Annotated in this window: 23 protein-coding genes and 1 tRNA gene; 11 read left to right on the plus strand and 13 right to left on the minus strand. The window is 67.7% G+C overall.

The genetic code is table 11. The annotated features are described in order from the left end of the window. Positions 1 to 29 precede the first annotated feature (29 nt). Entirely contained in the window at positions 30 to 1,784 is a 1,755-nt protein-coding gene (gene leuA / locus LVJ59_RS01175; RefSeq protein WP_153244230.1) for a 2-isopropylmalate synthase, read from the plus strand. Between the two features lie 97 nt (positions 1,785 to 1,881). On the opposite strand, the gene LVJ59_RS01180 is transcribed toward leuA, so the two are convergent. Next, entirely contained in the window at positions 1,882 to 2,580 is a 699-nt protein-coding gene (locus LVJ59_RS01180; RefSeq protein ID WP_047520132.1) for a trimeric intracellular cation channel family protein, read from the minus strand. A gap of 34 nt (positions 2,581 to 2,614) precedes the next feature. Here LVJ59_RS01180 and recO point away from each other — a divergent pair, with 34 nt between their 5' ends. Both recO and LVJ59_RS01190 read left to right on the plus strand, forming a co-directional pair. Then, positions 2,615 to 3,358, plus strand: a complete 744-nt coding sequence (recO, locus tag LVJ59_RS01185; protein ID WP_232761728.1) for a DNA repair protein RecO — start codon at positions 2,615 to 2,617, stop codon at positions 3,356 to 3,358. Next, entirely contained in the window at positions 3,355 to 4,158 is an 804-nt protein-coding gene (locus LVJ59_RS01190) for an isoprenyl transferase (protein WP_232761729.1), read from the plus strand. The genes recO and LVJ59_RS01190 overlap by 4 nt, the downstream gene beginning before the upstream one ends. Here the strand turns inward: LVJ59_RS01190 and LVJ59_RS01195 are convergent. Next, positions 4,098 to 4,709: an AAA family ATPase gene (locus LVJ59_RS01195; protein ID WP_232761730.1), complete on the minus strand. Its 612-nt coding sequence runs from the start codon at positions 4,707 to 4,709 to the stop codon at positions 4,098 to 4,100. The genes LVJ59_RS01190 and LVJ59_RS01195 overlap by 61 nt on opposite strands. A 69-nt stretch (positions 4,710 to 4,778) precedes the next feature. On the opposite strand from LVJ59_RS01195, the gene LVJ59_RS01200 reads away from it, so the two are divergent. Then, positions 4,779 to 5,465, plus strand: coding sequence for a DsbA family protein (locus LVJ59_RS01200; protein ID WP_232761731.1), 687 nt, complete (start codon positions 4,779 to 4,781; stop codon positions 5,463 to 5,465). Here LVJ59_RS01200 and LVJ59_RS01205 read toward each other — a convergent pair. Next, positions 5,462 to 5,956 (minus strand): glutathione peroxidase, encoded by a 495-nt coding sequence (locus tag LVJ59_RS01205; RefSeq protein WP_047519974.1) that lies wholly within the window; start codon positions 5,954 to 5,956, stop codon positions 5,462 to 5,464. The two genes, LVJ59_RS01200 and LVJ59_RS01205, sit on opposite strands and share 4 nt — an antisense overlap. 59 nt (positions 5,957 to 6,015) lie before the next feature. Between LVJ59_RS01205 and dusB the strand changes: the two genes are divergently transcribed. The 5 genes from dusB (at position 6,016) to LVJ59_RS01230 (ending at position 11,386) form a co-directional block, all read left to right on the plus strand. Continuing rightward, complete coding sequence (gene dusB, locus LVJ59_RS01210; RefSeq protein ID WP_232761732.1) at positions 6,016 to 7,167, plus strand: tRNA dihydrouridine synthase DusB; 1,152 nt, start codon at positions 6,016 to 6,018, stop codon at positions 7,165 to 7,167. After that, positions 7,157 to 8,542 carry a deoxyguanosinetriphosphate triphosphohydrolase gene (locus LVJ59_RS01215; RefSeq protein ID WP_232761733.1) on the plus strand — a complete coding sequence of 462 codons (1,386 nt, stop codon included), beginning with the start codon at positions 7,157 to 7,159 and terminating at the stop codon, positions 8,540 to 8,542. Before dusB ends, LVJ59_RS01215 begins: the two co-directional genes overlap by 11 nt. After that, the gene (gene dnaG, locus LVJ59_RS01220) at positions 8,542 to 10,404 is read left to right on the plus strand and encodes a DNA primase (RefSeq protein ID WP_134351373.1); all 1,863 of its coding nucleotides are present in this window, start codon (positions 8,542 to 8,544) and stop codon (positions 10,402 to 10,404) included. Before LVJ59_RS01215 ends, dnaG begins: the two co-directional genes overlap by 1 nt. A 36-nt stretch (positions 10,405 to 10,440) precedes the next feature. Continuing rightward, complete coding sequence (locus LVJ59_RS01225; RefSeq protein ID WP_047519982.1) at positions 10,441 to 11,214, plus strand: ATP-binding cassette domain-containing protein; 774 nt, start codon at positions 10,441 to 10,443, stop codon at positions 11,212 to 11,214. Positions 11,215 to 11,310: 96 nt separating this feature from the next. Continuing rightward, positions 11,311 to 11,386, plus strand: a tRNA-Asn gene (locus tag LVJ59_RS01230). A 72-nt stretch (positions 11,387 to 11,458) separates the two neighbouring features. On the opposite strand, the gene LVJ59_RS01235 is transcribed toward LVJ59_RS01230, so the two are convergent. After that, positions 11,459 to 11,947, minus strand: coding sequence for a septum formation family protein (locus tag LVJ59_RS01235; RefSeq protein ID WP_232761734.1), 489 nt, complete (start codon positions 11,945 to 11,947; stop codon positions 11,459 to 11,461). A 5-nt stretch (positions 11,948 to 11,952) separates the two neighbouring features. Further along, entirely contained in the window at positions 11,953 to 12,519 is a 567-nt protein-coding gene (def, locus tag LVJ59_RS01240; protein WP_131491181.1) for a peptide deformylase, read from the minus strand. A 61-nt stretch (positions 12,520 to 12,580) separates the two neighbouring features. On the opposite strand from def, the gene LVJ59_RS01245 reads away from it, so the two are divergent. Then, positions 12,581 to 13,690: a DMT family transporter gene (locus tag LVJ59_RS01245; RefSeq protein ID WP_232763130.1), complete on the plus strand. Its 1,110-nt coding sequence runs from the start codon at positions 12,581 to 12,583 to the stop codon at positions 13,688 to 13,690. A gap of 26 nt (positions 13,691 to 13,716) precedes the next feature. On the opposite strand, the gene pgl is transcribed toward LVJ59_RS01245, so the two are convergent. From pgl to tkt, 6 genes are read right to left on the minus strand one after another with little or no spacing between them, the layout of a single operon-like run. Then, entirely contained in the window at positions 13,717 to 14,496 is a 780-nt protein-coding gene (gene pgl, locus LVJ59_RS01250; RefSeq protein WP_232761735.1) for a 6-phosphogluconolactonase, read from the minus strand. A gap of 5 nt (positions 14,497 to 14,501) precedes the next feature. Next, positions 14,502 to 15,437, minus strand: a complete 936-nt coding sequence (locus LVJ59_RS01255; RefSeq protein ID WP_047519988.1) for a glucose-6-phosphate dehydrogenase assembly protein OpcA — start codon at positions 15,435 to 15,437, stop codon at positions 14,502 to 14,504. Further along, positions 15,434 to 16,984, minus strand: a complete 1,551-nt coding sequence (zwf, locus tag LVJ59_RS01260) for a glucose-6-phosphate dehydrogenase (protein ID WP_232761736.1) — start codon at positions 16,982 to 16,984, stop codon at positions 15,434 to 15,436. The genes LVJ59_RS01255 and zwf overlap by 4 nt, the downstream gene beginning before the upstream one ends. 21 nt (positions 16,985 to 17,005) lie before the next feature. Continuing rightward, positions 17,006 to 18,613 carry a glucose-6-phosphate isomerase gene (locus tag LVJ59_RS01265; RefSeq protein WP_232761737.1) on the minus strand — a complete coding sequence of 536 codons (1,608 nt, stop codon included), beginning with the start codon at positions 18,611 to 18,613 and terminating at the stop codon, positions 17,006 to 17,008. After that, complete coding sequence (tal, locus tag LVJ59_RS01270) at positions 18,610 to 19,722, minus strand: transaldolase (RefSeq protein ID WP_232761738.1); 1,113 nt, start codon at positions 19,720 to 19,722, stop codon at positions 18,610 to 18,612. The genes LVJ59_RS01265 and tal overlap by 4 nt, the downstream gene beginning before the upstream one ends. After that, entirely contained in the window at positions 19,719 to 21,830 is a 2,112-nt protein-coding gene (gene tkt, locus LVJ59_RS01275) for a transketolase (RefSeq protein ID WP_232763131.1), read from the minus strand. The genes tal and tkt overlap by 4 nt, the downstream gene beginning before the upstream one ends. A gap of 251 nt (positions 21,831 to 22,081) precedes the next feature. Between tkt and LVJ59_RS01280 the strand changes: the two genes are divergently transcribed. Further along, the gene (locus tag LVJ59_RS01280; RefSeq protein ID WP_232761739.1) at positions 22,082 to 22,987 is read left to right on the plus strand and encodes a heme o synthase; all 906 of its coding nucleotides are present in this window, start codon (positions 22,082 to 22,084) and stop codon (positions 22,985 to 22,987) included. 69 nt (positions 22,988 to 23,056) lie between these two features. Here LVJ59_RS01280 and LVJ59_RS01285 read toward each other — a convergent pair whose 3' ends face one another. Both LVJ59_RS01285 and LVJ59_RS01290 read right to left on the minus strand, forming a co-directional pair. Then, positions 23,057 to 23,494 carry a tetraspanin family protein gene (locus tag LVJ59_RS01285; RefSeq protein WP_232761740.1) on the minus strand — a complete coding sequence of 146 codons (438 nt, stop codon included), beginning with the start codon at positions 23,492 to 23,494 and terminating at the stop codon, positions 23,057 to 23,059. A 65-nt stretch (positions 23,495 to 23,559) separates the two neighbouring features. Continuing rightward, positions 23,560 to 24,690, minus strand: a complete 1,131-nt coding sequence (locus LVJ59_RS01290) for a heme A synthase (RefSeq protein WP_232761741.1) — start codon at positions 24,688 to 24,690, stop codon at positions 23,560 to 23,562. Positions 24,691 to 24,848 lie beyond the last annotated feature (158 nt).

The following is a 24,848-nucleotide window of genomic DNA, read 5'->3' on the forward strand; positions in this document are numbered from 1 at the left end:
TCATTTTGACGAAGAGAAGAAGCCCCATCATGCAGAACACTCAGCGCCCGTCCGCGATGCCGATCCACAAGTATCGGCCGTTCCACGAGCAGATCAACGTCCACCTGCCCGACCGCACCTGGCCGGACGCCCGAATCACCGAGGCTCCCCGCTGGTGCGCCGTCGACCTCCGCGACGGCAACCAGGCTCTGATCGACCCGATGTCGCCGGAGCGCAAGCGGGTCATGTTCGAGCTGCTCGTGAGCATGGGCTACAAGGAGATCGAGGTCGGTTTCCCGTCGGCGAGCCAGACCGACTTCGATTTCGTCCGTCAGCTCATCGAAGAGAACCTGATCCCGGACGATGTGACCATCCAGGTGCTGACCCAGGCCCGCGAGCACCTCATCGAGCGCACCTATGAGTCGATCGCCGGTGCGAAGCAGGCCATCGTGCACCTCTACAACTCCACGAGCGTGCTGCAGCGCGAGGTCGTCTTCCGCACCGACAAGCAGGGCATCATCGACATCGCGCTCGAAGGAGCGCGCCTGTGTCGGAAGTTCGAGAAGACGATCCCCGACACGAAGGTGTACTACGAGTACTCGCCCGAGAGCTACACGGGTACTGAGCTCGAGTTCGCGGTCGACATCTGCAACCAGGTCATCGAGGTGTTCGAGCCGACGGCGGACCGCAAGGTGATCATCAACCTGCCAGCCACCGTCGAGATGGCTTCTCCGAACGTCTACGCCGACTCCATCGAGTGGATGAGCCGGCACCTGAACCACCGCGAGAACGTCATCCTCTCCCTGCACCCGCATAATGACCGCGGCACCGCGATCGCGGCCGCGGAGCTCGGCTACATGGCCGGTGCCGACCGCATCGAGGGATGCCTGTTCGGCAACGGCGAGCGCACGGGCAACGTCGACATCGTGGCTCTGGGGATCAACCTCTTCACGCAGGGCATCGACCCGCAGATCGACTTCAGCGACATCGACCAGGTCAAGCGCACGGTCGAATACTGCAACCAACTCCCCGTGCCGGAGCGCAGCCCGTGGGCTGGCGACCTGGTCTTCACCGCCTTCAGCGGATCTCACCAGGATGCGATCAAGAAGGGCTTCGAGGCGATGGAGGCGCGGGCGACCGCCGAGGGCGTGACGGTCGACGAGATCGAGTGGGCCGTTCCTTATCTGCCGGTCGACCCGAAGGACCTCGGACGTTCGTACGAGGCGGTCATCCGCGTCAACTCGCAGTCCGGCAAGGGCGGAGTCGCCTACCTGCTGAAGTCGGACCACGCGATCGACCTGCCGCGCAAGCTGCAGATCGAGTTCTCGGGGGTCGTGCAGGCCAAGACCGATGCCGAAGGCGGTGAAGTCACGTCCGACCAGATCTGGTCGATCTTCAACGACGAGTATCTGCCTGCCGATGACTCGACGGCCAAGTGGGGGCGCTTCGAGCTGCTCGCCACGCAGACCCGCAGCGACATGTCGGGTGACGTCGTGCTCGATGTCGTCCTGCGTGACGATGACGAACAGCTGGCCGTGTCGGGGAACGGCAACGGGCCTGTGGCCGCCTTCGTCGAGGTGTTGCGCGGCCAGGGCTTCGACATCACGGTGTACGACTATGTCGAGCACGCTCTCAGCGCGGGCGGCGACGCGCAGGCTGCGGCCTACGTCGAGTTGCAGGTCGGCGACCAGCGGCTGTGGGGTGTCGGTATCGACGGCGATATCTCGACCGCATCGCTCAAGGCGATCGTGTCGGGTGTGAATCGTTCGATCCGCACTCGGCAGCACGAGCTCGCAGCGGTCTGATCTCCGACGTGGAACGCCCCCGGCCTTGTACCGGGGGCGTTTCGCATTCGGATCACTCTGATCGTCTGCTGCCGCGCCGCATCCCGGAAGCCGAGGTTCAGAGGTCGGCGCTGGGCTTCACGATCGCGATCGCACCCGTCTCCGCGGCGACCTTGCGGCGGTAGATGCGGCGCTGCTCCGGGAGGGAGACGTCGAAGGTGACGGCGAGGACGCGGATGACGGCGGTGACCGCGATCCCGATGATCGCCGCGAGCGTGATCGGCATCCCCAGTGCGACGGCGATCACGATGAAGGTGCACCCCGCGCCGGCGGCCACCGCATAGAGGGATCCGACGTGCATGATCGCGGTCGGCAGCCCCATGAGCATGTCGCGCAGGACGCTTCCGCCCACCGCGGCGCAGACCCCGATGAACACGGCCGGGACCTCGGGGATCCCGAACGCGAGAGCCTTGCTCGTCCCGAACGCGCCGAACATCCCGATCACGACGGCGTCGAGGACCACGATCGCGGTGTTCAGCCGGGTGAAGAGGCCGGCGAGCAGCATCCCGAAGAGGGCCGCACCACCGGCCGTCACGAGGTACCACTGGTTCTGCAGGGTCGCGGGCGTCTGCCCGAGCAGGATGTCGCGGATCAAACCGCCGCCCATCCCGATCATGATCCCGATGATGGCGACACCGAGCCAGTCGAGCCGTCGTTGGCCCTGGAACCCCGAGGCGAACATCGCACCCTGGACCCCGCCCAGGCCGACGCCGAGCAGGTCCGCCCACAGCGGAATGATGAAGAGCGGTTCGGTCACGCGTCCATTCTCGCGCACGGAGGATAATCGAAGGGTGCCCACCTATCGAGACGAAGCGGTGATCCTGCGCACCCACAAACTCGGTGAGGCGGATCGCATCGTCACGATGCTCTCCCGACGTCATGGCAAAATCCGTGCGGTGGCGAAGGGGGTGCGCCGCACCTCGTCGAAGTTCGGCGCCAAGCTCGAGCCGTTCATGGTGGCCGACGTGCAGCTCTACCAGGGACGTTCGCTCGACATCGTGCAGCAGGCCGAGTCGCTCGGCTCCTACGGCGCGGACATCGCGGCGCACTACGACCGCTTCACCGCGGCGAACGCCATGGTGGAGACGGCCGATCGGCTGAGCGATGCCGAAGCGACCTCCGACCAGTACCTGCTCCTCGTCGGCGGACTGCGTGCTCTGTCGCGCGGCGAACACGGAGCACGGAGCATCCTCGACTCCTACCTGCTGCGGGTGATGTCCCTGTCGGGGTGGGCGCCGTCCCTCGACGAGTGCGCCCGATGCGGCGTCCCCGGCCCGCATGCGCGGTTCGTCGCACAGCTGGGCGGAGTGGTGTGCGAGAACTGCGCTCCGGCGGGAAGCCCGCGCGTCGCCGAGAGGACGCTGGCGCTGCTCCGCTCCCTCCTCGCGGGGGAGTGGGACGTGATCGATGCCGCTTCGCACGCCGACACGGCCGCAGCCTCCGGCCTCGTCTCCGCTTATGCCCAATGGCACCTGGAGCGCGGCATCCGCTCGCTCGCGCATGTGTCCGACATCCCCTCCGAAGGAGCACGGTGATTCCCAAGCCGTACACGCACAAAGACGCCGTTCCGTATCGTCCCTTGGACTGGACCGGTGTGTATCCTCCCGCTTTCGCTGCGGTGCCGGAGCACGTGGCGATCGTGATGGACGGCAACGGTCGGTGGGCGAATCGCCGGGGGCTCAATCGCATCGAAGGTCACAAGGCAGGGGAGGAGGTGCTCCTCGACGTGGTCGCCGGTGCGATCCAGGCCGGCGTGAAGCACCTCTCCGTGTACGCCTTCTCGACGGAGAACTGGGCGCGTTCCCCCGAAGAGGTCCGCTTCCTCATGGGATACAACCGTGACGTGCTGCACCGGCGACGCGATCAACTGAACGAGTGGGGCGTGCGCATCCGGTGGGCGGGGCGCAAGCCGAGGCTCTGGGGAAGCGTCATCAAGGAGCTGCAGTACGCCGAGCAGCTGACCCGCGGCAACGACGTCCTCACCCTCACGATGTGCGTGAACTACGGCGGAAGGGTGGAGCTGGTCGACGCGATGCGAGCCATCGCCGAGGATGTCGCTGCCGGACGCGTGAAACCGAAGGCGATCAGCGAGAAAATGGTCCGCCGCCACCTGTATGTGCCCGACATGCCGGACGTCGACCTGTTCCTGCGCAGCTCCGGGGAACAGCGCACCTCGAACTTCCTGCTCTGGGAGTCGGCGTATGCCGAGATGGTGTTCCTCGACACGCTCTGGCCGGACTTCTCCCGGGAGGAGCTGTGGCGGGCGATCGGGATCTACGTGGCGCGCGACCGTCGCTTCGGGGGCGCGATCGACACCCCGGACGCCTCAGCCTGAGAGCGCAGCCACCGCTCCGTCTCCCGCGGATGACGCAGCCGGACGATCGTGAGGTGGGGAAAGTCGTCCTGCAACTCGGGGAAGCGCTCGGCCCACTTGTGGAGCGTGGCCGTCTGCCACGCGAGGATGTTCTTCTCGGGATCGCGGCTGAGCATGTTCCACGGCCCCTTCTCGCGGTTGCCGTTCCAGAGCTCTCGTCGCAGGGCGCCGCGGGCCAGGGTGCGCCTGATCAGACGTCTGCGCACCACGGGATACGGATAGTCGAGCCAGATCGCGAGCTGCGCGCGCGGGGTGAGGACGGCATCCGTGCCTATGCTCGTGTACTGCCACTCGGTGATCCAGCGGTCGTCCGACGCGAAGGCGCGTACGTCGTCGAGGAACTCCGGCCTCGGAGTCCAGCCCGGCCCATGGAACAGCCCGTCGATCTCGACGTGACGAAGGTCCCACATCTCCGCGATGCGACCTGCCAGTGTGGTCTTCCCCGACCCGGACACCCCGGCCACCAGCACCCTCTTCGGGCGGAAGGGGAGCGGGTCGTCCACGGAGAGCATCCGAGAATCCTATCCGCCGGTCCCCGCAGCAGCGGAATAGCTCACAGGCGCATGCGGTTGGATGAAAGTGTGACTGAACCCATCTCCATCGACATCTGGTCCGACATCGCCTGCCCCTGGTGCTACATCGGCAAGCGCAACCTCGAGAAGGGTCTCGAAGCCGTAGCTGCCGACGCGGATGCGCCGCAGGTCGACATCACGTTCCACTCGTTCGAGCTCTCACCCGACACCCCCGTCGACTTCGACGGGGACGAGATCGACTTCCTCGCCGGCCACAAGGGCATGCCCCGCGACCAGGTCGAGCAGATGCTGGCGAACGTGACCGGTGTCGCCGCCGACGCGGGGCTCCAGTACCGCTTCGATCTGCTGCAGCACACCAACACGGTGAAGGCGCACGAGCTGCTCCACTTCGCGAAGGCCGAGGGGTTGCAGCACGAGATGGAGGAGCGGCTCATGTCCGCCTACTTCACCGAGGGCAAGCATGTCGGGCGCATCGACGATCTCGTCGCGCTCGCTGTCGAGGTCGGTCTCGACGCCGACCGTGCTCGTGCGGCGCTGGAGAGTGAGCAGTACCTGCCCGCCGTGCGTCAGGACCAGGCTCAGGCGCGCGCCTACGGCATCCAAGGGGTGCCGTTCTTCGTCGTCGACGGCCAGTACGGCATCAGCGGTGCGCAACCGCCGGCCGCGTTCGAGAACGTCCTTCGCGATCTCTGGGCGAAGCGCGGGGAGACCGAGGCGGAGACCGCCGCGGTCTAGCGGGGCAATGCCGCTTCGATCGCGCTGACGATCTCGGGGGCGTCCGGCTTCTGCTTAGGACGGAAGCGCAGGACGTCCCCGTCCGGCAGCACAAGGAACTTCTCGAAGTTCCACTCAACCCGTCCGGCCTTCCCGCCGGCATCGGGGGTCTCCTTGAGTGCCTTGTAGAGCTCGGCGGCGTTCTTGCCGTTCACCTTGACCTTGTCGGTGACAGGGAAGCTCACGCCGTAGGTGGTCGAGCAGAACTCGAGGATCTCATCGACCGAACCCGGCTCCTGACCGAAGAACTGGTTGCACGGGAACCCGACAACGGTGAACCCGCGGTCACCGTAGAGACGCTGCAATTCCTCGAGCTGTTCGTACTGGGGTGTGAGGCCGCACTTCGACGCGACGTTCACCACCAGCACCACATCGGCGCCGAGATCGTCGAGCGTCTTCTGCTCGCCCTTCGCGTCGGTGAACGGGATCGTGCGGAGCGAGGATTCGGTCATATCCACAGCTTAGATCGCCGCATCCCTCCCGGCTCCGCGTCTGGGAGAATAGAGACGACATGACTCTCGCCACCACCGCCCGCCCCCTTCGCATCGGTCCGATCGATCTCGACGTGCCGGTCGTCCTCGCACCCATGGCGGGGATCACGAACACCGCATTCCGACGTCTGTGCCGTGAGTACGGAGCCGGACTCTATGTGAGCGAGATGATCACCTCGCGCGCACTCGTTGAACGCAACGACACGACGATGCGACTCATCAGGCACCACGAGTCCGAGACCCCGCGCTCCATCCAGCTCTACGGCGTCGACCCGAAGACCATCGCGGAAGCGGTGCGCATCATCGTCGCCGAAGACCACGCCGATCACATCGACCTCAACTTCGGGTGTCCGGTGCCGAAGGTCACCCGTCGCGGCGGGGGAGCGGCGTTGCCCTGGAAGTCGAAGCTGTTCGCAGACATCGTCGATCAGGCCGTCAAGGCCGCCGGGGATGTGCCTCTCACCGTCAAGATGCGAAAGGGCATCGACAAGGATCACCTGACGTTCCTCGATGCCGGTCGAGCCGCCGAGGATGCCGGCGCGGCTGCTGTCGCGCTGCACGCGCGCACCGCGGGCGAGTTTTACTCCGGACACGCAGACTGGAACGCCATCGGTGAGCTGAAGCAGGCCGTCACCAGCATCCCGGTGCTCGGCAACGGCGACATCTGGTCGGCCGACGACGCCGTGCGGATGATGGCCCAGACCGACTGCGACGGGGTCGTGGTCGGTCGCGGTTGCCTCGGACGCCCGTGGCTGTTCGGCGAACTCGCCACGGCATTCGGGGGCGAGGGAAAGGTCGTCGACGCGACGCTCGGCTTCGTGGCAGACGCCTTCCGCCGACATGCCGAACTGCTCGTCGAGTTCTTCGAGGACGAAGACCGGGGCTGCCGGGATGTGCGCAAGCACGTGTCGTGGTACTTCAAGGGGTATCCGGTCGGTGGCGACATTCGGACGGGACTCGCCACCGCGTCGAGCCTGGCGGAGATCGACGAGCTGCTCGCACGGCTCGATCACACGGCGCCGTACCCCGGCGCGGACGCGGAGGGCCAGCGCGGACGGGCAGGACACCCCAAGCGCACGGCGCTGCCCGACAAGTGGTTGGAGTCGCGCGAGCTCGCGTCCTCCGCCTCGGAGATGATGCGTGGAGCGGAGATCGAGAACAGTGGCGGCTGACTCCCCGGTCGGGCTTCGCGCCGACGGCTACGATGCGCGCGACGTCGAGCGCTTCTTCGCCGAGACCCATCGATCCGAGCGCAACGACTTCGCCAGAGACCGCGCTCGCGTGCTGCACTCCGCCGCGCTGCGCCGTCTCGCCGCCAAGACGCAGGTGCTGAGCCCCGCGAGCACGGCGGACTTCGCGCGCAACCGACTGACCCACTCGCTCGAGGTGGCCCAGGTCGGGCGGGAACTCGCGGTGGCACTGGGCGTCTCCGCGGATGTCGTCGATACCGCGTGCCTCAGCCACGATCTGGGACACCCTCCGTTCGGTCACAACGGCGAACGGGCACTCAACGAGTGGGCCGAGCACATCGGCGGCTTCGAGGGCAACGCGCAGTCGCTGCGCATCCTCACCCGGCTCGAGGCGAAGGTCCTCGACGATGACGACCGCTCCGTCGGCCTGAACCTGACCCGTGCGAGCCTCGACGCGACGTGCAAGTATCCGTGGACCGTGGACAGCCCCGTGCCGGATCCCGGAGGCCGTCTGAAGTTCGGCGTGTATCCCGAGGACGAGGCCGTGTTCCGCTGGATGCGCGAAGGCGCGCCCGGTCGGTTGCGTTGCATCGAGGCGGAGATCATGGATCTCTCCGACGACATCGCCTACTCGGTGCATGATTTCGAGGACGCGATCGTCAACGGCTACGTCGATGTCGCCCAGCTCGCGGATCCCCTCGCCCACGACGCCCTCGTCGGACGCATCCAGCAGTGGGTCGGATACGACTTCACCAGGGACGAACTCGCCGACGCCCTGTATCGCCTGGCATCCCAGCCGATGTGGCTCGCATCGTTCGACCGTTCCCGTCAGGCTCTCGCCCGCCTGAAGAACCTGACGAGCGATCTGATCGGCCGATTCGCCCGCGCGTCGGTCTCCGCCACCAAAGACGCCTACGGTTCGACCGCACTCGTGCGCTACAACGCGCACGTGATCGTGCCGCGGGTGGTCGAGGTCGAGATCGCTGTCCTGAAGGGGATCATGGGCCAGGCGATCGTGACGATCGAAGCGCGGAAAGGTGTCTACAAGGAGCAGCGGCGGGTGCTGAAGCGTCTCGCCGACGCGCTCTGGTCGACGGATGCGCTGTGGTCCGCCGGTTCGGACGTTCTCGAGCCCGCATTCGCCGCGGACTTCGTGGCAGCCGAGGACGATGCCCAGCGCGCGAGGGTCGTGGTCGATCAGATCGCCAGCCTCACCGACCAGAGCGCGATCGACTGGCACAATCGCCTGGTCGGGGAGATCGATCCGGCCGAGGTCGGCATCTGGACCCCGCGTCACGCACGAGCCGGTGCACGCGCGCACGTCGAACGGCGGCCCGTCGCCGAAGGGGCGCACTGATGCCACGCATCCGGCAGGCCGACGTCGACGAGGTCAAGGCGCGCACGAACATCGCGGACATCGTCGGTGAGCGGGTTGCGCTCAAGTCGGCCGGCGTGGGATCGCTCAAGGGCCTGTGCCCGTTCCACGATGAGAAGAGCCCCAGCTTTCACGTGCGTCAGCAGGTGGGTTACTACCACTGCTTCGGCTGCGGCGAGTCGGGCGATGTCTACTCGTTCCTTCGCGAGATGGATCACATCAGCTTCACTGAGGCCGTCGAGCGCTTGGCCGGACGCATCGGGTACACCCTGCACTACGAAGACGGTGGAGCGGCACCGGAGACGAGCGGTCGAAGTCGCCTCTACGCGGCGAACACGGCGGCGGCGGAGTTCTTCCGGGCGCAGCTGCTGTCGCCGGACGCCGAGGCCGGCCGTCGCTTCCTCGGAGAACGTGGATTCGACGCCGGTGCCGCCGCGCACTTCGGAGTGGGGTTCGCACCGCGCGGGTGGGATGGGATGCTCAAGGCCCTCACGGCGCAGGGGTTCACCCGCGAGGAACTCAGCACGGCAGGACTCGTCTCGACCGGACAGCGGGGGGTCTACGATCGGTTCCGCGGGCGTCTGGTGTGGCCCATCCGCGACGTCTCCGGTCAGACGATCGGATTCGGCGCGCGCAAGCTCTTCGATGACGACAACGGGCCCAAGTACCTGAACACCCCGGAGACCCCGATCTACAAGAAGGCGCAGGTCCTCTACGGACTCGACCTCGCGAAGCGGGACATCGCGCGGGGCGATCCTCGACGTGTCGTGGTGGTCGAAGGGTACACCGACGTGATGGCGTGCCACCTGGCCGGTCTCACGACGGCCATCGCGACCTGTGGCACGGCGTTCGGCACCGAGCACATCAAGGTGCTGCGTCGTGTGATGGGCGACGACAACGCCTCGGGGGAGGTCGTGTTCACGTTCGACGGCGACGAGGCCGGTCAGAAGGCGGCGCTGCGTGCGTTCACCGAGGACGATCGATTCAACGCACAGACCTTCGTCGCGGTCGCACCGGATGGGCTCGACCCGTGCGATCTGCGACTCCAGCGGGGCGACGCCGCCGTGCGCGGACTGATGGACAAGAAGCAGCCGATGTTCGAGTTCGCGATCGACCGGAAGCTGGCCGGCTTCGACCTCGGCACGGTGGAAGGACGCGTCGGTGCTCTTCGCGCCGCGGCACCTATCGTGGCGGAGATCCGCGACCGGCTTCTGCGCCCGGGCTACGAACGGGTCCTGGCGCGCCGGCTCGGGATGGATCCGACCGAGGTGCGCAGCGAGGTCGAGCGCGCTGCCCGCGGTGCCTCGATGGCTCCGCCGGTGCGTCGGGAGGCTCCGCAGCAGGTCGATGGGGTGACGGGTGCACCCGTGATGGCGCCGGTCACTCTGGCGACTCTGCCGCGCAGCCCCGATGTGGCCGTCGAGCGCGACGCCCTAATGGGCGCCCTGCAGTACGGGCATCAGGTCGACCAGGCACTGCTGAGCAGGGCACTGGCCGTGCCGTTCCGCACTCCGGGGCTGGACGCGGTGCGCGAAGCCGTGGTGGGGGCGCCGGATCGGACGAGGGCGGGCTGGGTGACGGAGGCGGTGAACGCGGTGCGTGAGCCGTATCGTTCGCTCGCCGGTGAACTGCTGATGACTCCGTTCCCTGCGCGCGACGAGGAGCGGGCCGTCGCGACCGTTTCAGACCTGGCCCGCAGACTCGTGCTGCGCCAGCTCGAGTCCGAGAAGCAGGAGCTCCTCGGTGCGGTGCAGCGTGTGCCCGCAGACTCCGACGGAGGACGTGCGCTGCGCATGCGCCTGCGCGACATCGACGCCGAGCGTCAACGCTTCGCCGAGTCGTAACCCCGCGCGGCATCGCGCAGCGGGCAGGATGGAGACATGTCCCGCAAGCCCGAACCCACGAACGCCATCGATTGCTCCGATCTGGTGATCGACCGGATCGGTCATGGCATGCCGACGCGGGCCGTCGACGGTGTCACGTTCTCGCTCGCGCCCGGGGAGCTCATCTGCGTCGCGGGGCCGACCGGATCCGGGAAGTCGACGCTGGTGGCGGCCCTCGCCGGCTCCACCGATCCCTCGGTGAAGGTCGTCGGGGGCAGCGCGCAGGTGTGCGGGGTGGACGTCCGCCGCCCCGGACGCAAGCACCGGATCCTCACCTATCGCGCCGGTTTCGTCCCCCAAGGGGCGGGCGCCGATCTTCCGCCGCGCCTGACGGTCAATGAGGTGATCGCCGAACCGATCCTGATCCGCGAACGGCGGGTCAACACCAAGGCTCTGTCGATCCGCGTGGCCACGCTGCTGGACGAACTCCACCTTCCGCTCGGGACGGCGGCGAAGTTCCCCTATGAGCTCAGCGCCGGTATGCGCCAGCGCGTGGCGATCGCCCGCTCCTTCGTCCTCGAGCCGCGGGTGCTCATCGCGGATGAGGTGCTCGCCAACCTCGACCTCGAGGTCCGCCCCGTGGTCTTCGATGCGATCACCCGTCGCCGCAAGGAGCAGTCGATGGCGGCGCTGCTCGTCACGAACGACGCGGACTTCATCCGCGAACTGAACGCCGAGACTCTCATGCTCCGTGGTGGTCATGTGGTCGCCCGCGGTGTCGGCCGGGATCTGCTCTGGGTGCCGAACGCGGAGTCGGATTCGCGGCGCTGACGCTGACACGCCCGGCATACGCGAACGGCGCCCCGGTGTCATGAACTACGTCGGGAGTTTGCTAAGCTTGTCGAGTTGCCCGCGCAGCGGGCGCATTCCTCGGTAGCTCAATTGGCAGAGCAGCCGGCTGTTAACCGGCAGGTTCTTGGTTCGAGTCCAAGCCGGGGAGCCAATGACGAAAGCCCCCTCTTCGGAGGGGGCTTTCGTCATTCCCCCGGGCGCTCTCCGCACCCGGTGCGGACGGTCAGCGGGCCGCGCCCTCGAGCGTTCCTTCGACGGGGCCGGCCGGATCGGCGAGCAGGCAGGAGATCACGCGTCCGTCAGGCTGGTCCCAGGTCTCGGCCGTGGGGGGGATCAGATAGACGATGAGTGCCGACTCCTCGCGCGCGACTCCGACGAACTCGGTGAACGCCTCACCCACGCACTCCGTCGTGTATGCGTCGACCGTTTCGATGCTGAAGTCCTCCTCCAGCACGGTGACCTGGTGGAAGACCTCTTCGTCGTGCGGTTCGTCGCACGGCACGACCTCGGCGTCCTCGGGCATCCCGGAGGCGGCTTCGAGGCGGCAATCGCCGACCTGCACGGCAGGAGTCGTGACGTTTTCGGTCTCCGCGCCGTCCGCCGTCGAGCTCGGCTCCGGTGCGGAGGCGGATCCACCACAACCGGTCAGAACGACCGAGAGGGTCAGGGCGCCGGTGGCGAGGAACAGGGAGATTCCGGGATGTAGCTTCATTCGGGTCATCCTTCGAGGTCGTCCACGCCGGGCATCCAACTTGCGCCCGGGCGTCCCCATCCACGCTTGCGCGCGATCTTCTGCACGGTCTTCCAGTCCCCGTCGGAGAGGCGATCCACGTAGAGGATGCCGTCGAGGTGGTCGAACTCGTGTTGCATGATGCGGGCACGCCATCCGTCCACGTCGATCGAGACAGGCTGCCCGTCGAGGTCGGTCGCTGTGACGCGGACGCGCTCGGAGCGTCGAAGCGGGAACCGCTCGCCGGGGAAAGACAGGCAGCCCTCCGACTCCAGCTCCGGGTCGGGGTCGCCCGGCTCCAGGGGAACCATCCAGAGCTCCGGATTGATGAGCACGCCGCGCCAGGGCTCGTCGTCGTCGTCGACGTAGGCATAGGTGTAGATGCGCAGGGGCACACCGACCTGAGGCGCGGCGAGCCCGACGCCCGGGGCGGTGTCCATCGTCTCGAACATGTCCTCGACGAGGGTGCGGATCTCGTCCGTGATCTCGTCGACGGGTGAAGCGGGGGAGTGCAGGACGGGGTCGCCCATGATGCGAATCGGTAGTACAGCCACGTCACAACCCTAGTCGGCACGATGCGGCAGGTAGGCTCATATCGTGACTGCTGGGGTGTGGATGAACGCGGTGGACGACGTCGGCGACCAGCTCGTCGGCGCCTTTCAGAACCCCGGTCTGCTTCTGGGGATCCCTCTCGCCCTGGCCGGTGCCGTCTTCATGTCGCTGGGAGCGCAGTATCAGCACCGCGGCGTGGAGAAGGTCGAGCGTCTCAGTGGCTCCGACGGCGCGTCAGGACTCAGCTTCGACCAGATCCGGCGCCTGCTGACGCGGCCGTCGTGGCTCATCGGCACGTTGATGCTCGGGCTCGCCGTCGTCTGCCAGCTCGCGGCTCTGGTGAAGGCCCCGCTGATCGTCGTCCAGCCCCTCGGGGCGATCGCTCTCGTGATCACGACCCTCCTGAATGCGCGGGTCTCCGGTCACGCTCCGACGAAACAGTCGCTCACCGCCATCGTGTGCTGCGTCGGCGGCATCTTCCTCTTCGTCTTCTTCGCGGCGATCTATGCGACCGAGCAGGAGGTGACCGATCGTGAGCTCTTCGTCATCCTCGCTCTGCTCCTGGTGGTCATCATCATCCTCGGCGGCGGCTGGCTCATACTCCGGCACCGCATGCGCGCGCTGTTCTACGTGATCGGCGCCGGCGTGCTCTACGGTTTCGTCGCCACGCTCGCGAAGGTCGTCATCAAGCGCATCGAGGCCGGGCAGTTCGAGTGGATCACGGCGATCTGCGTGCTCGCGCTCGTCGCCGCAGCAGCCGTCGGTGGCTACTTCGTGCAGACCGCGTACAGCTCGGGTCCCCCCGACCTCGTCATCGCCGGGCTCACGGTCGTCGATCCGCTCGTCGCCGTCGTCATCGGCATGGTCGTCCTCGGTGAAGCCGCGGCAGCTCCCCCCTGGGTGATGGTGATCTTCGTGATCGCGGGCGCCATCGCGGTGTGGGGAGTCGTCGGGCTCGCCCGTTACCACCCGCAGGTGCTCAGCGAGAGCCAGGAGCTGGGGATCGCGCGCGGCAGCACCTCGCCGGAAACGGCCCAGACCACACCGGCTGCTGCCAGCACGTCCGTGCCCCCTCCGGCCTCTCCCGGGATCCCTGGGGCCACGGATCGTCCGGACAACCCGGAGGATCCGCGCGATCAGCAGTGGCGTTCCGGTTCGCCGGAACAGCCCTAGAGCGGCACCCTAGCCGCGATGTCCGTTCAGTAGGCCTGATCGATGAGGTCGGGGGAGACCTCGGCGGCGGCGGCCTCGTCCACGAAGAACACCGTGCGCTTGCGTCCCTTGGCGCCCGCGGCGGGCACGCTCGTGTAGCTGGCGCCTGCGAGGGCCAGACCCAGGGCAGAGGCCTTGTCTGCGCCGGTCAGCACCAGCCAGACGCGCTTCGACGAGTTCAGCACCGGACGGGTGAGCGTCACACGCTCCGGCGGCGGCTTGGGCGAGTCACGGACGGCGAGCACCGCGGCATCCGTGACCGTGACCTCGTCGCGGTCGGGGAAGAGCGAGGCGACGTGGCCGTCCGGCCCCACTCCGAGGAAGCACACGGCGAAGGACGGCCATGCGTGGTCTTCGGTGCCGAAGCGGGCGAGTTCCGCCGCATAGGCTGCGGCAGACTCGTCCAGAGTGAGCCCGGTGTCGGGGCCGGCCACCTCATGCACGTTCTCGGCGGGTACCGGGATGTGGTCGAGCAGAGCCTGCCGCGACTGCAGGGAATTGCGGTCGGCGTCATCGCGCGGAACGAATCGCTCGTCACCCCACCAGAAGTGCACCAGCGACCAGTCGATCTCGGCCGACCGAGGGTCTTCCAGGGTGGCGCGCAACACCGCTCCACCCATCGATCCGCCGGTCAGGGCGACGTGGGCCAGACGACCGTTCCTCGTGCGCGCGCGGACACGCGTCAGGAATCGATCGGCGACACGGTGGGCGAGGGCGGCAGGCGTGGATTCCACCACGACCCGCTTCTCTGCGGATGGTACCTGCATCGACGTCACTCTCCAGTCTCGGGCGGACCCAGCTTCTCCCAGCCCTCGGTGATGACTCGACCGTACAGGACATCGGGATCCAACCGACGCAGCTCCTCCGCGAGGCACTCACGAAGAGTCCGGCGCGGCAGGTGGAGGTCGTGGTTCGGCTGTCCGGGCTGCGTGAGCACCGCGACGCCCGGCGTCGGGCGCTCCAGCAGGATGTCGCCGGACTCACGGGTCAGGCGCACGGACTTGATGCCCTCTTCCCAGTGCTCAGGATCCTCGTACGACCAGCGCACCCGAACCTCGAGCGCCATCTGCAGCCAGGCGGCCAGCAGAGCGGTGGACGGGGAAGCCGCGGCTCCACGGACCTCGACGCCGGTGATCGGCTCGTAGGGCGGCTGATCCAGCACGGCCGCCAGTTGTTCACGCCAGTGCGTCAGCCGGGTCCAGGCGAGGTCGGTGTCACCGGGGGCATGGGTCTCGCCGAGGAGGGCGAGCCGGTCGCGGACGTCGCTCGCCGTCGCCGCATCCGTGATGCGTCGCTGGGCGATCTTGCCGAGTGGTGACTGCGCCGGTGCAACCGGAGCTGCTTCGGGCCACCAGGCGACGACGGGAGCATCCGGCAGGAGGAGGCCGGTGATCAGGCTCTCCTCGTTGCTGGCGGCGTCACCGAAGGCACGGAGGACGACGACCTCGCTGGCGCCGGCGTCTCCGCCGACGCGGATCTGCGCATCGAGGCGGGAATCCCCTTCGCCGGTCGTGAGCACGATGACGCGCATGGGGTGCTCGCGGGACGCATCGTTGGCGGCATCGATGGCGGCCTCGGCCACCCCGTTGCGTGCGGAGATGACCAGGGTGAGGACACGACCGAGAGCGACGGCGCCGCCCTCCTCGCGTACCTTGACCAGCTGCTTCGCGACCTGGCTGACGGTGGTGTCGGGAAGATCGATGATCACGGGCGTCTCCAGACTCGTCCATCGCGGGCCAGCAGGTCGTCGGCTGATGCCGGTCCCCACGAGCCTGGCGCATACTGCTCGACCGGGCCACCCTCGGCGGCCCAGTACTTCTCGACGGGATCGAGGATCTTCCAGGAGAGCTCGACCTCCTCGTGCCGCGGGAACAGCGGCGGGTCGCCCAGAAGGACGTCGAGGATCAGACGCTCGTACGCCTCGGGGCTCGCCTCGGTGAACGCATGGCCGTAGCCGAAGTCCATCGTGACGTCGCGGACGTTGGATCCGCTGCCCGGAACCTTCGAGCCGAACCGGATGGTGACGCCCTCGTCGGGCTGCACCCGGATGACCAGCGCATTCTGTCCGAGTTCCGAGGCGTTGCCACGCCCGAACAGGTGCTGGGGTGCGCGCTTGAAGACCACGGCGATCTCGGTCACACGGCGTCCGAGACGCTTGCCGGTGCGCAGGTAGAACGGCACGCCGGCCCACCGACGCGTGTCGATCTCGAGCTTGATGGCCGCGTAGGTTTCCGTGGTCGACTCGGGGTTCATCCCCTCCTCCGCCAGGAAGCCGGTCACCTGCTCGCCGCCCTGCCAGCCGCCGTCGTACTGCCCACGCGCGGTGGCGAGGGAGAGGTCCTCCGGGACGTGGACGGCAGCGAGCACCTTCTCCTTCTCGGCACGCAGGTCCGCAGCCGACAGGCTGATCGGCTCTTCCATGGCGGTCAAGGCGAGGAGCTGGAGGAGGTGGTTCTGAATCACGTCGCGCGCGGCGCCGATGCCGTCGTAGTAACCGGCCCGGCCGCCCACGCCGATGTCCTCGGCCATGGTGATCTGCACATGATCGACGTAGTTGCGGTTCCAGATCGGCTCGTACAACTCGTTCGCGAAGCGCAGCGCCAGGATGTTCTGGACCGTCTCCTTGCCCAGGTAGTGGTCGATGCGGAAGATCGAGTCGGCCGGGAAGGCCACTTCGAGCGCGGCGTTGAGGGCACGCGCGGACTCGAGGTCGTGTCCGAAGGGCTTCTCGATCACCACCCGCCGCCAGCGCTCGTCATCGTCGCTGTTCTCACCGACGAGCCCGGAATCCTTCAGCTGCTTGGCGACGAGCGGGAAGTCCTTCGGCGGGATCGACAGGTAGAACGCGTGGTTCCCCATGGTGCCGCGTTCGAGGTCGAGCTTCTCGACGGTCTCACGGAGCTTGCGGAACGAGTCCGGGTTGTCGAACTCACCCGAGACGAAGCGGATGCCCTGCAGCAGCTGAGTCCACGTCTCTTCGCGGAACGGCGTCCGGGCGTGCTCCTTCACCGCGTCGTAGACGACCTGCGCGAAGTCCTGGTCTTCCCAGTCCCGGCGAGCGAACCCGACCAGGGCGAACCCCGGAGGGAGCAGCCCGCGGTTGGCGAGATCGTAGACCGCGGGCATCAGCTTCTTGCGTGAGAGGTCACCGGTGACGCCGAAGATCACGAGGGCGCTGGGCCCCGCGATCCGATTGAGGCGGCGGTCATCGGGGTCACGCAGCGGGTTGTGCCCGCGCGAGAGGGGAACAGACATCAGTGGGGGATTCTCCTGCTGTTACTTCTGTGCGGCTTCGAAGAGGGCGAGCACGTCGTCCGAGGACTCGGTGATCGTCAGCGTGACGACGGGACGTCCGTGCTCGGCGAGCACAGCGGCGTCACCGGCGGCCTGGGCCTGGATGAGCTGCCCGAAGGTGAAGGGACGATCCGGGATCTCGAGATCGACGTCCGTGCGCTCGAGGATCTGCAGGAACACCCCCTGCGCGGGACCGCCCTTGTGATACTGGCCGGTCGAGTGCAGGAACCGCGGACCCCATCCGAAGGTGGTCGGTCGTCCGGAGTCGGCGGCCACCAGTTCGCGCAGCCCCTGGAGCTGAGGCACCTCGAGCCGGTTGACGTAGGCCTGGATCGACACGTAGCCGTCGGCGGGGAGCTGCGCCCAGAGTGCGTCCAGGACGCCCTCGACGGTGCCGGAGGCCGCGAGTGCCGGGTCGGACACACGCACCTCGACGCCGTTCTCGACGAAGGCCGGGGCGGTCGGCTCGGGGCGTGCGTCGAGAAGGCCACGGGCAGCGACCTTGGCCGATTCGACATCGGGCTGATCGAAGGGGTTGATGTGCAGCAGGTGGCCCGCGATCGCGGTCGCGTACTCCCAGACGATGAGCTGCGCGCCGAGCGTCCCGCTGACGAGGATCTCGCCCTCGTAGCGTTCGTGCAGGTGGAACTCGTTCGCGTCGTCGACGAGCCGCACGATCTGCAGGTCGGCGGGCACCGGGTCGAGCTCCGGCGAGACCGGAAGGAGGACGACCGGGAGGATACCGGTACCTTCCTTGCCGGTGGACTCGGCGATGAGCTGCTCGATCCAGTCCGGCAGACCCTTGATGTGCGTGCCGTCCGTGATCAGACCGAGCTTGTCGCGGCGGGGGCTCGTCGCGGCGATGGCCGCACCGAGGCGGAGCGCCGGGTTCTCGGCGGAGTCGACGGCTACTTCGAGCGACGAGGCCTCGGCTTCGTTCAGCAGCTCGTCGATGTCGACGCCCGCGAGACCCGTCGGCACCAGTCCGAACGCTGTGAGCGCCGAGTAGCGCCCTCCGACGTTCGGGTCGGCGTTGAAGACGCGGTACCCTGCTTCGCGCGCCGACGCATCGAGCGGGGAACCGGGGTCGGTCACGACGACGATGCGTTCCAGGGGATCGATGCCGAGGTCGCGGAAAGCAGCCTCGAAGGTACGACGCTGCGAGTCGGTCTCGACCGTGGACCCGGACTTCGACGACACGACCAGAACGGTGCCCTCGAGCCCTTCATCCAGGGCGGCGAGCACCTGGCCGGGAGCGGTCGAGTCGAGGATGGTCAGCGGCACCCCTGCGGTCTGTGCGATGACCTCGGGAGCGAGCGAGGAGCCTCCCATGCCCGCCAGGACCACCCGCGTGACCCCTTTGGCGTGGAGGTCGTCGCGCAGGGCGACGATCTCGGCGACGAGGGGGCGCGAGACCGAGACGGCCTCGACCCATCCGAGCCGGATCGACGCCTCCGCCTCTGCCGCGGTACCCCAGAGCGTGGGATCTCCGCCGGTGATGCGAGAAGCGACGAGATCGTGGACGAGGCTCGGCACCGTCTCATCGATCGCGGCGCGCGCGGCTCCGGATGCGTGGATGGAGAACGTCATCGCTGGGACTCCAGACCTTCGGCGACCTGCGTCAGCAGATCGTGCCACGAGTCGATGAACTTCGCGACGCCTTCGTCCTCGAGCACCTGGGTGACATCGGTGAAGTCGATGCCGACCTCGGCGAGTCCGGCGAAGACGGCGCGGGCCTCTTCGTAGCCGCCCGTGATCGTGTCGCCGGTGACGACGCCGTGGTCGAACGTCGCCTCGAGGGTCTTCTCCGGCATCGTGTTGACGACGCCCTGAGCGACGAGCTCGGTCACGTAGAGGGTGTCGGGGAGTGCGGGATCCTTGACGCCCGTCGAAGCCCAGAGCGGACGCTGCGCGTTGGCTCCGGCATCGAGCAGGGCCTTGGCGCGGTCACCGGCGAAGCTCTGCTCGAAGAGCTCGTAGGCGAGGCGGGCGTTCGCCAGGCCCGCCTTGCTCTTGAGCGCCTCCGCGGCGTCGGTCCCGATGGCACTGAGACGCTTGTCCGTCTCGGTGTCGACCCGGGAGACAAAGAACGAGGCGACCGAGTGGATGGTCGACAGGTCGATACCGGCTGCCTTCGCGGTCTCGAGTCCCGTGAGGTAGGCGTCGATGACCTCGGCGTAGCGCTCGAGGCTGAAGATCAGCGTGACGTTGACGCTGATCCCGGCGCCGATCGCCTCGGAGATCGCCGGGAGACCCGCCTTGGTCGCCGGGATCTTGACGAGCAGGTTGGGGCGGTCGATCTTCGCCCACAGCTCCTTGGCCTGTGCCACGGTGCCCGCGGTGTCGTGGGCGAGGTCGGGGGAGACCTCGATCGAGACACGACCGTCGACGTGGTCTGACGCTTCCCAGACCGGACGGAAGACGTCGAGTGCCGCGGCCACGTCCTGCGTGGTGGCGGCGAAGACCGCCTCCTCTGCGCTCGCCCCGGATGCCGCGAGCTCGGTCACCTGCGCGTCGTACGAGGTGTCGTTCTTGTCCGTGATCGCGTTCGCGAAGATCGTCGGGTTCGTGGTGACTCCGACGATGTTGCGCGACGAGATCAGCTCGGCGAGGTTGCCGGAGGAGATGCGGGTGCGGGAGAGGTCGTCGAGCCAGATGCTGACACCTGCGGCGGCGAGCTGTGCGGTGGGGGTGCTCATGCGTTCTCCTTGGTGCTGTGTGCGGCGATGGTCTCGCGTGCGGCCGCGATGACGGCCTCGGTCGTGATTCCGAATTTCTCGAACAGGGTCTTGTAATCGGCGGAGGCGCCGAAGTGGTCGATGCCGATCGAGCGACCGCGGTCACCGACGATCTCGCGCCAGCCGAGCACCGATCCCGCCTCCACGGAGACGCGGGCCGTGACGGAAGCCGGGAGCACGCTCTCACGGTACGCCTCGTCCTGCTCGTGGAACCACTCCAGCGAAGGAGCGGAGACGACGCGGACGTTCACACCTTCCGCGGCCAGCGCCTCGCGGGCGCCCACGGCGAGCTGCACCTCCGAGCCGGTCGCGATGATGATGACATCGGGCGTTCCGTTCGGTGCTTCGGCCAGGACGTAGGCGCCCTTGGACGCATTGTCCGCGGAGGCGAACACGTCGCCCGAGGCCGCACCGTCGCCGCGCTCGAACACCGGGATGTTCTGCCGCGTCAGGGCGATGCCGGCGGGGCCTCCGTGGCGACGCAGGATCTCCAGCCACGCGGCCGAGGTCTCGTTCGCGTCCGCGGGGCGCACGACCGTGAAGTTCGGGATCGCGCGGAGGGTGGCGAGCTGCTCGATCGGCTGGTGGGTGGGCCCGTCCTCGCCGAGGGCGACTGAGTCGTGCGTCCAGACGAAGACGGACGGGATGTCCATGAGCGCCGCGAGGCGAACCGCGGGCCGCATGTAGTCGCTGAAGATCAGGAACGTGCCGCCGAACGCGCGGGTCGGGCCGTGCAGCACGACGCCGTTCACGATCGCACCCATGGCGTGCTCGCGGATGCCGAAATGCAGCACGCGTCCGTAGGGGTTGCCCGACCACTCGTGGGTCGACCACTCGGTGGGGATGAACGACGGCGCATCCTTGATGGTCGTGAGGTTCGACTCGGCGAGGTCAGCCGATCCGCCCCACAGCTCGGGGAGCTCGGCGGCGAGGGCGTTGATGACCTGGCCGGATGCGGCGCGGGTCGACACCTCCTTGCCGGACTCGAACACGGGCAGCGCGCCGGTGATGTCGGCCGGGAGCTCCTGGGCCTCGAGCCGGTCGAGCAGGGCCTTCTTCTCCGGGTTGGCTGATGCCCAGGCGTCGAACGACTCCTGCCACGCGGCACGTGCCTCGGCAGCGCGAGCGGCGAGACCACGCGTGTGCGCGATGACCTCGTCGGCGACCACGAAGTTCTGGTCGGGGTCGAAGCCGAGGACCTTCTTGGTCGCGGCCAGCTCGTCGGCACCCAGGGCGGAGCCGTGGATCTTGCCGGAGTTCTGCTTGCCGGGCGAGGGCCAGCCGATGATCGTCTTGAGGATGATGAGCGACGGCTTCGAGGTCTCGCCCTGAGCCGCCTCGATGGCCGCGTTGAGCTCGGCGACGTCTTCGACGTACTCGCCGGTCTTCTTCCAGTCGACGACCTGGACCTGCCAGCCGTAGGACTCGTAACGCTTCGCGACGTCCTCGGTGAAGGCGACGTTGGTGTCGTCCTCGATCGAGATCTGGTTGGAGTCGTAGATCGCGATCAGATTGCCGAGCTGCTGGTGGCCGGCCAGAGAGGAGGCTTCGCTCGTGACGCCCTCCTGCAGGTCGCCGTCACCGGCGATCACGTACACGAAGTGGTCGAACGGACTCGTGCCCGCAGCGGCTTCGGGATCGAACAGGCCGCGTTCGTAGCGGGCGGCGTAGGCGAAGCCCACGGCCGAGGCGAGTCCCTGGCCGAGAGGTCCGGTCGTGATCTCGACGCCCTTGGTGTGCCCGTACTCCGGGTGTCCGGGGGTCAGCGAGCCCCACGTGCGAAGCGCCTTCAGGTCGTCGAGCTCGAGCCCGAAACCGCCGAGGTAGAGCTGCACGTACTGGGTGAGGGAGGAGTGCCCCACGGACAGGATGAAGCGGTCGCGGCCCAGCCAGTCGGTGTCGGTCGGATCGTGGCGGAGCACCCGCTGGTAGAGGAGATACGCGGCCGGAGCGAGGCTCATCGCCGTGCCGGGGTGCCCGTTACCGACCTTCTCGACGGCATCGGCCGCCAGGATCCGGGCGGTGTCCACCGCACGTCGATCGATCTCATCCCACTGCAATTCCGACACGTTCATGCCCTTTCCGACAGTTTCGAGGGCGCCCGTATTCCCTGGCGCATCCGCAACTTCCCTGGCGCATCCTGCACCGTCGCGGGGACGGGTGGAGGGGAGTGCGCAGCGCCGGGCGCGCGAGTGCTTTCAGCATAGCGAAGACGACTGTCGTGCTACGCGGATCGACGGCGCAGAGGACGTCACGCCGTGTCATACACTGGAGAGGTTGTCCGGTTACGTGCGCGGAGGAGGCGATCGAGATCTCGACGATGTCTGATCAGACCGTGAGGAAGTCGTCCATCGGTCGCACGGTGAGGGCCTACGTGACACTCACCAAGCCGCGTGTCCTCGAGCTGCTGCTCGTGTCGACCGTGCCGGTGATGTTCCTCGCGCAGGGCGGACTGCCGGACCTCTGGCTCGTGCTGGCCACCGTCATCGGCGGATCCCTCAGCGCCGGTTCCGCGGCGGCGTTCAACATGTACCTCGACCGCGACATCGATGCGCACATGCATCGCACCGAGAATCGGCCGCTGGTGACCGGCGAGGTCAGTGCGCGCGGCGCACTCGTCTTCTCGTGGACGCTCGCGATCACCTCGACCGTCTGGCTGCTGCTCACGACCAACTGGCTCACGGCGACGCTCTCCGCCACGGCGATCTTCTTCTACGTCGTGATCTACACGATGATCCTCAAGCGCCGCACCGAGCAGAACATCGTGTGGGGTGGCATCGCCGGGTGCTTCCCGGTGCTCATCGGCTGGTCCGCCGTGACCGGCTCGCTCGACTGGCCGGCGTTCATCCTCTTCCTTCTGGTGTTCCTGTGGACCCCGCCGCACTACTGGCCGCTGTCGATGAAGTACAAGGACGACTACGAGGACGTCGACGTCCCGATGCTCGGGGTCACGCGCAACGCCTCGCAGGTCGGCCTCCAGGTGATCCTGTACGCCTGGGCCACGGTCGCCTGCTCGCTCCTGCTCGTGCCGATCGCGGACATGGGGCTCGTGTACACGGTGTCCGCCGCGGTGTTCGGCGGATGGTTCATCTACGAGTCGCATCGCCTGTACAACCGTGCGGTGCGCGGTACCGAGCCTCGCCCGATGCGCGTGTTCCACGCTTCGATCACCTACCTGACGTTGATCTTCGTCGCGGTCGCGGTCGATCCGCTGCTGCCCTTCTGACCACTCCTCGAACACGACGGGGCGGCACCGATCTCTCGGTGCCGCCCCGTCGTGTTCCAGCTCGGGTGATCAGCGGGTGACGGAGGGGTCGTCCTCGGTCTTCGCGTCGGCCGCCTGCTCGACGGTGCCGGGGGCACCGTCCGCGGGAACCTCGGTGGTCGGGACCGCGGTGGACTCGGGTGCGACCGGAGTCGACGGCTCCTCCGCTTCCACCGTCCAGTCGATCGTCTCGACGACGGCCGGAGCAGGGGCGGGGACGAGCGAACGCGCGGCGACAAGTCCGAGCGTCAGCAGGATGCCGACGATGCCGGCAGCGAGCACGCCGGCGCCCACGACGACGAGCGACTGTCCGACGTACACCTCGATGCCGGTGGCGGTGCCATCGAGCAGCGTGCTGGTCATCGTGGCGATCTGACCGGAGATCAGCCATCCACCCACCGCGGTCGCGGCGAGGGAGACGACGAGCAGGAGCCAGAAGCCGATGCTTCGTGAGAGTGACTTGTTCATGCGGCCATCATCGCCGACCTGCTGATGAGTCGGCGATGCGCCGCCTGTGCATCGCCTGTGCGACGTCAGTCTTCCGCAGGGACCGGACGCCGCAAGCGCAGCACGACCACCGTGTAGGTCGCGGCAGAGAGTGCGGCCAGGACCATGTGGATGCCGACCAGCACCGGGGGGAGTCCTTCGCGGGCCTGCCACACCCCGACGCCGACCTGCACGACGATCGCGAGGACCAGCACGAGCAGCCAGCGCCGGGGCTCCAGACGGAGCACCCAGGCAGCGATCGTCAAGAACAGCACCAGGCCGGCGAGGATGTATCCCGGCCAGGAGTGCACATGCGCGAGCACGGTCGCATCGAAGCCGTGGCGCAGCACGTCGGCGTCACCGGAGTGCGGACCGGAACCGGTCGTCAGGACGCCGAACAGGATCGTCATGGCCAGGACGAGGCCGGTCAGGTGGGTGACGATCGCGAACCAGGTCGGCACCGCGCGCTCGCGCGGCCCCGGCGCGGTCTTCAGACGCACCAGGAAGGCAGCCGTGACGCACACCAGCAGCAGCGATGACGCGTAGTGGAATCCCACGATGAAGGGGTTGAGTCCGGTGAGGACCGTGATGCCGCCGACGAGCGCCTGTGCCACGACGCCCGCCAGGACGATCCAGGCCAGAGTGACGAGGTCGCGTCGTGCGGCGGTCGTGCGCACCGAGTGGACCGCGGCCGCGATGATCGCGAGGAGGAGGACACCCGTCGCGAAGGGGAACGCGAGAGGAGCCTCTTCCGCTCCGGACAGGCCGGAGACGAGGGTCACGAGGAAGTAGGTGAGAACGGCTCCCACGATGCCGCCGACGGCGAACCACAATGCCCGGACCAGGCCGCGCTTCCCGCTGTACCGACGCAGGACCAGGAGCACGACCACGAGCGCGATGATCCCGACGACGCCGGTCATCAGGCGGTTGCCGAACTCGATCAGGCCGTGGATGCCCTGCACCTCGAAGACCGGGACGAGGGACTCGGGAGTGCACAGCGGCCAATCCGAGCAGCCGAGTCCCGAACCGGTGAGGCGCACGGCGCCACCGGTGCCGATGATGATGGTCTCGCTGAGGAAGGAGAGCCAGGCGAAGACCGTCAACGCACGGCCCCACAGCGCTGAACGCGGCGGTGCCGTGTCCGTCTTCGGGGAGGCGGGGATCATCGTCTCGGGCATAAGTCCTCCGGACCGCGCGCGACGCGGCGGGCATGGCCCGTCTGTCAGGCGGAACCTGTAGAATCGGATTGTTGCGATGAGCGCTGACCGCGCTGAAGCATCGTCAACAGTTTAGGCGCGATGGAAGCGCCGGTGATGAGGGCCCACCAACGGCACCC

This window comes from Microbacterium sp. KKR3/1, assembly GCF_021272365.1.
GTDB classification, from domain to species: domain Bacteria; phylum Actinomycetota; class Actinomycetes; order Actinomycetales; family Microbacteriaceae; genus Microbacterium; species Microbacterium aurugineum.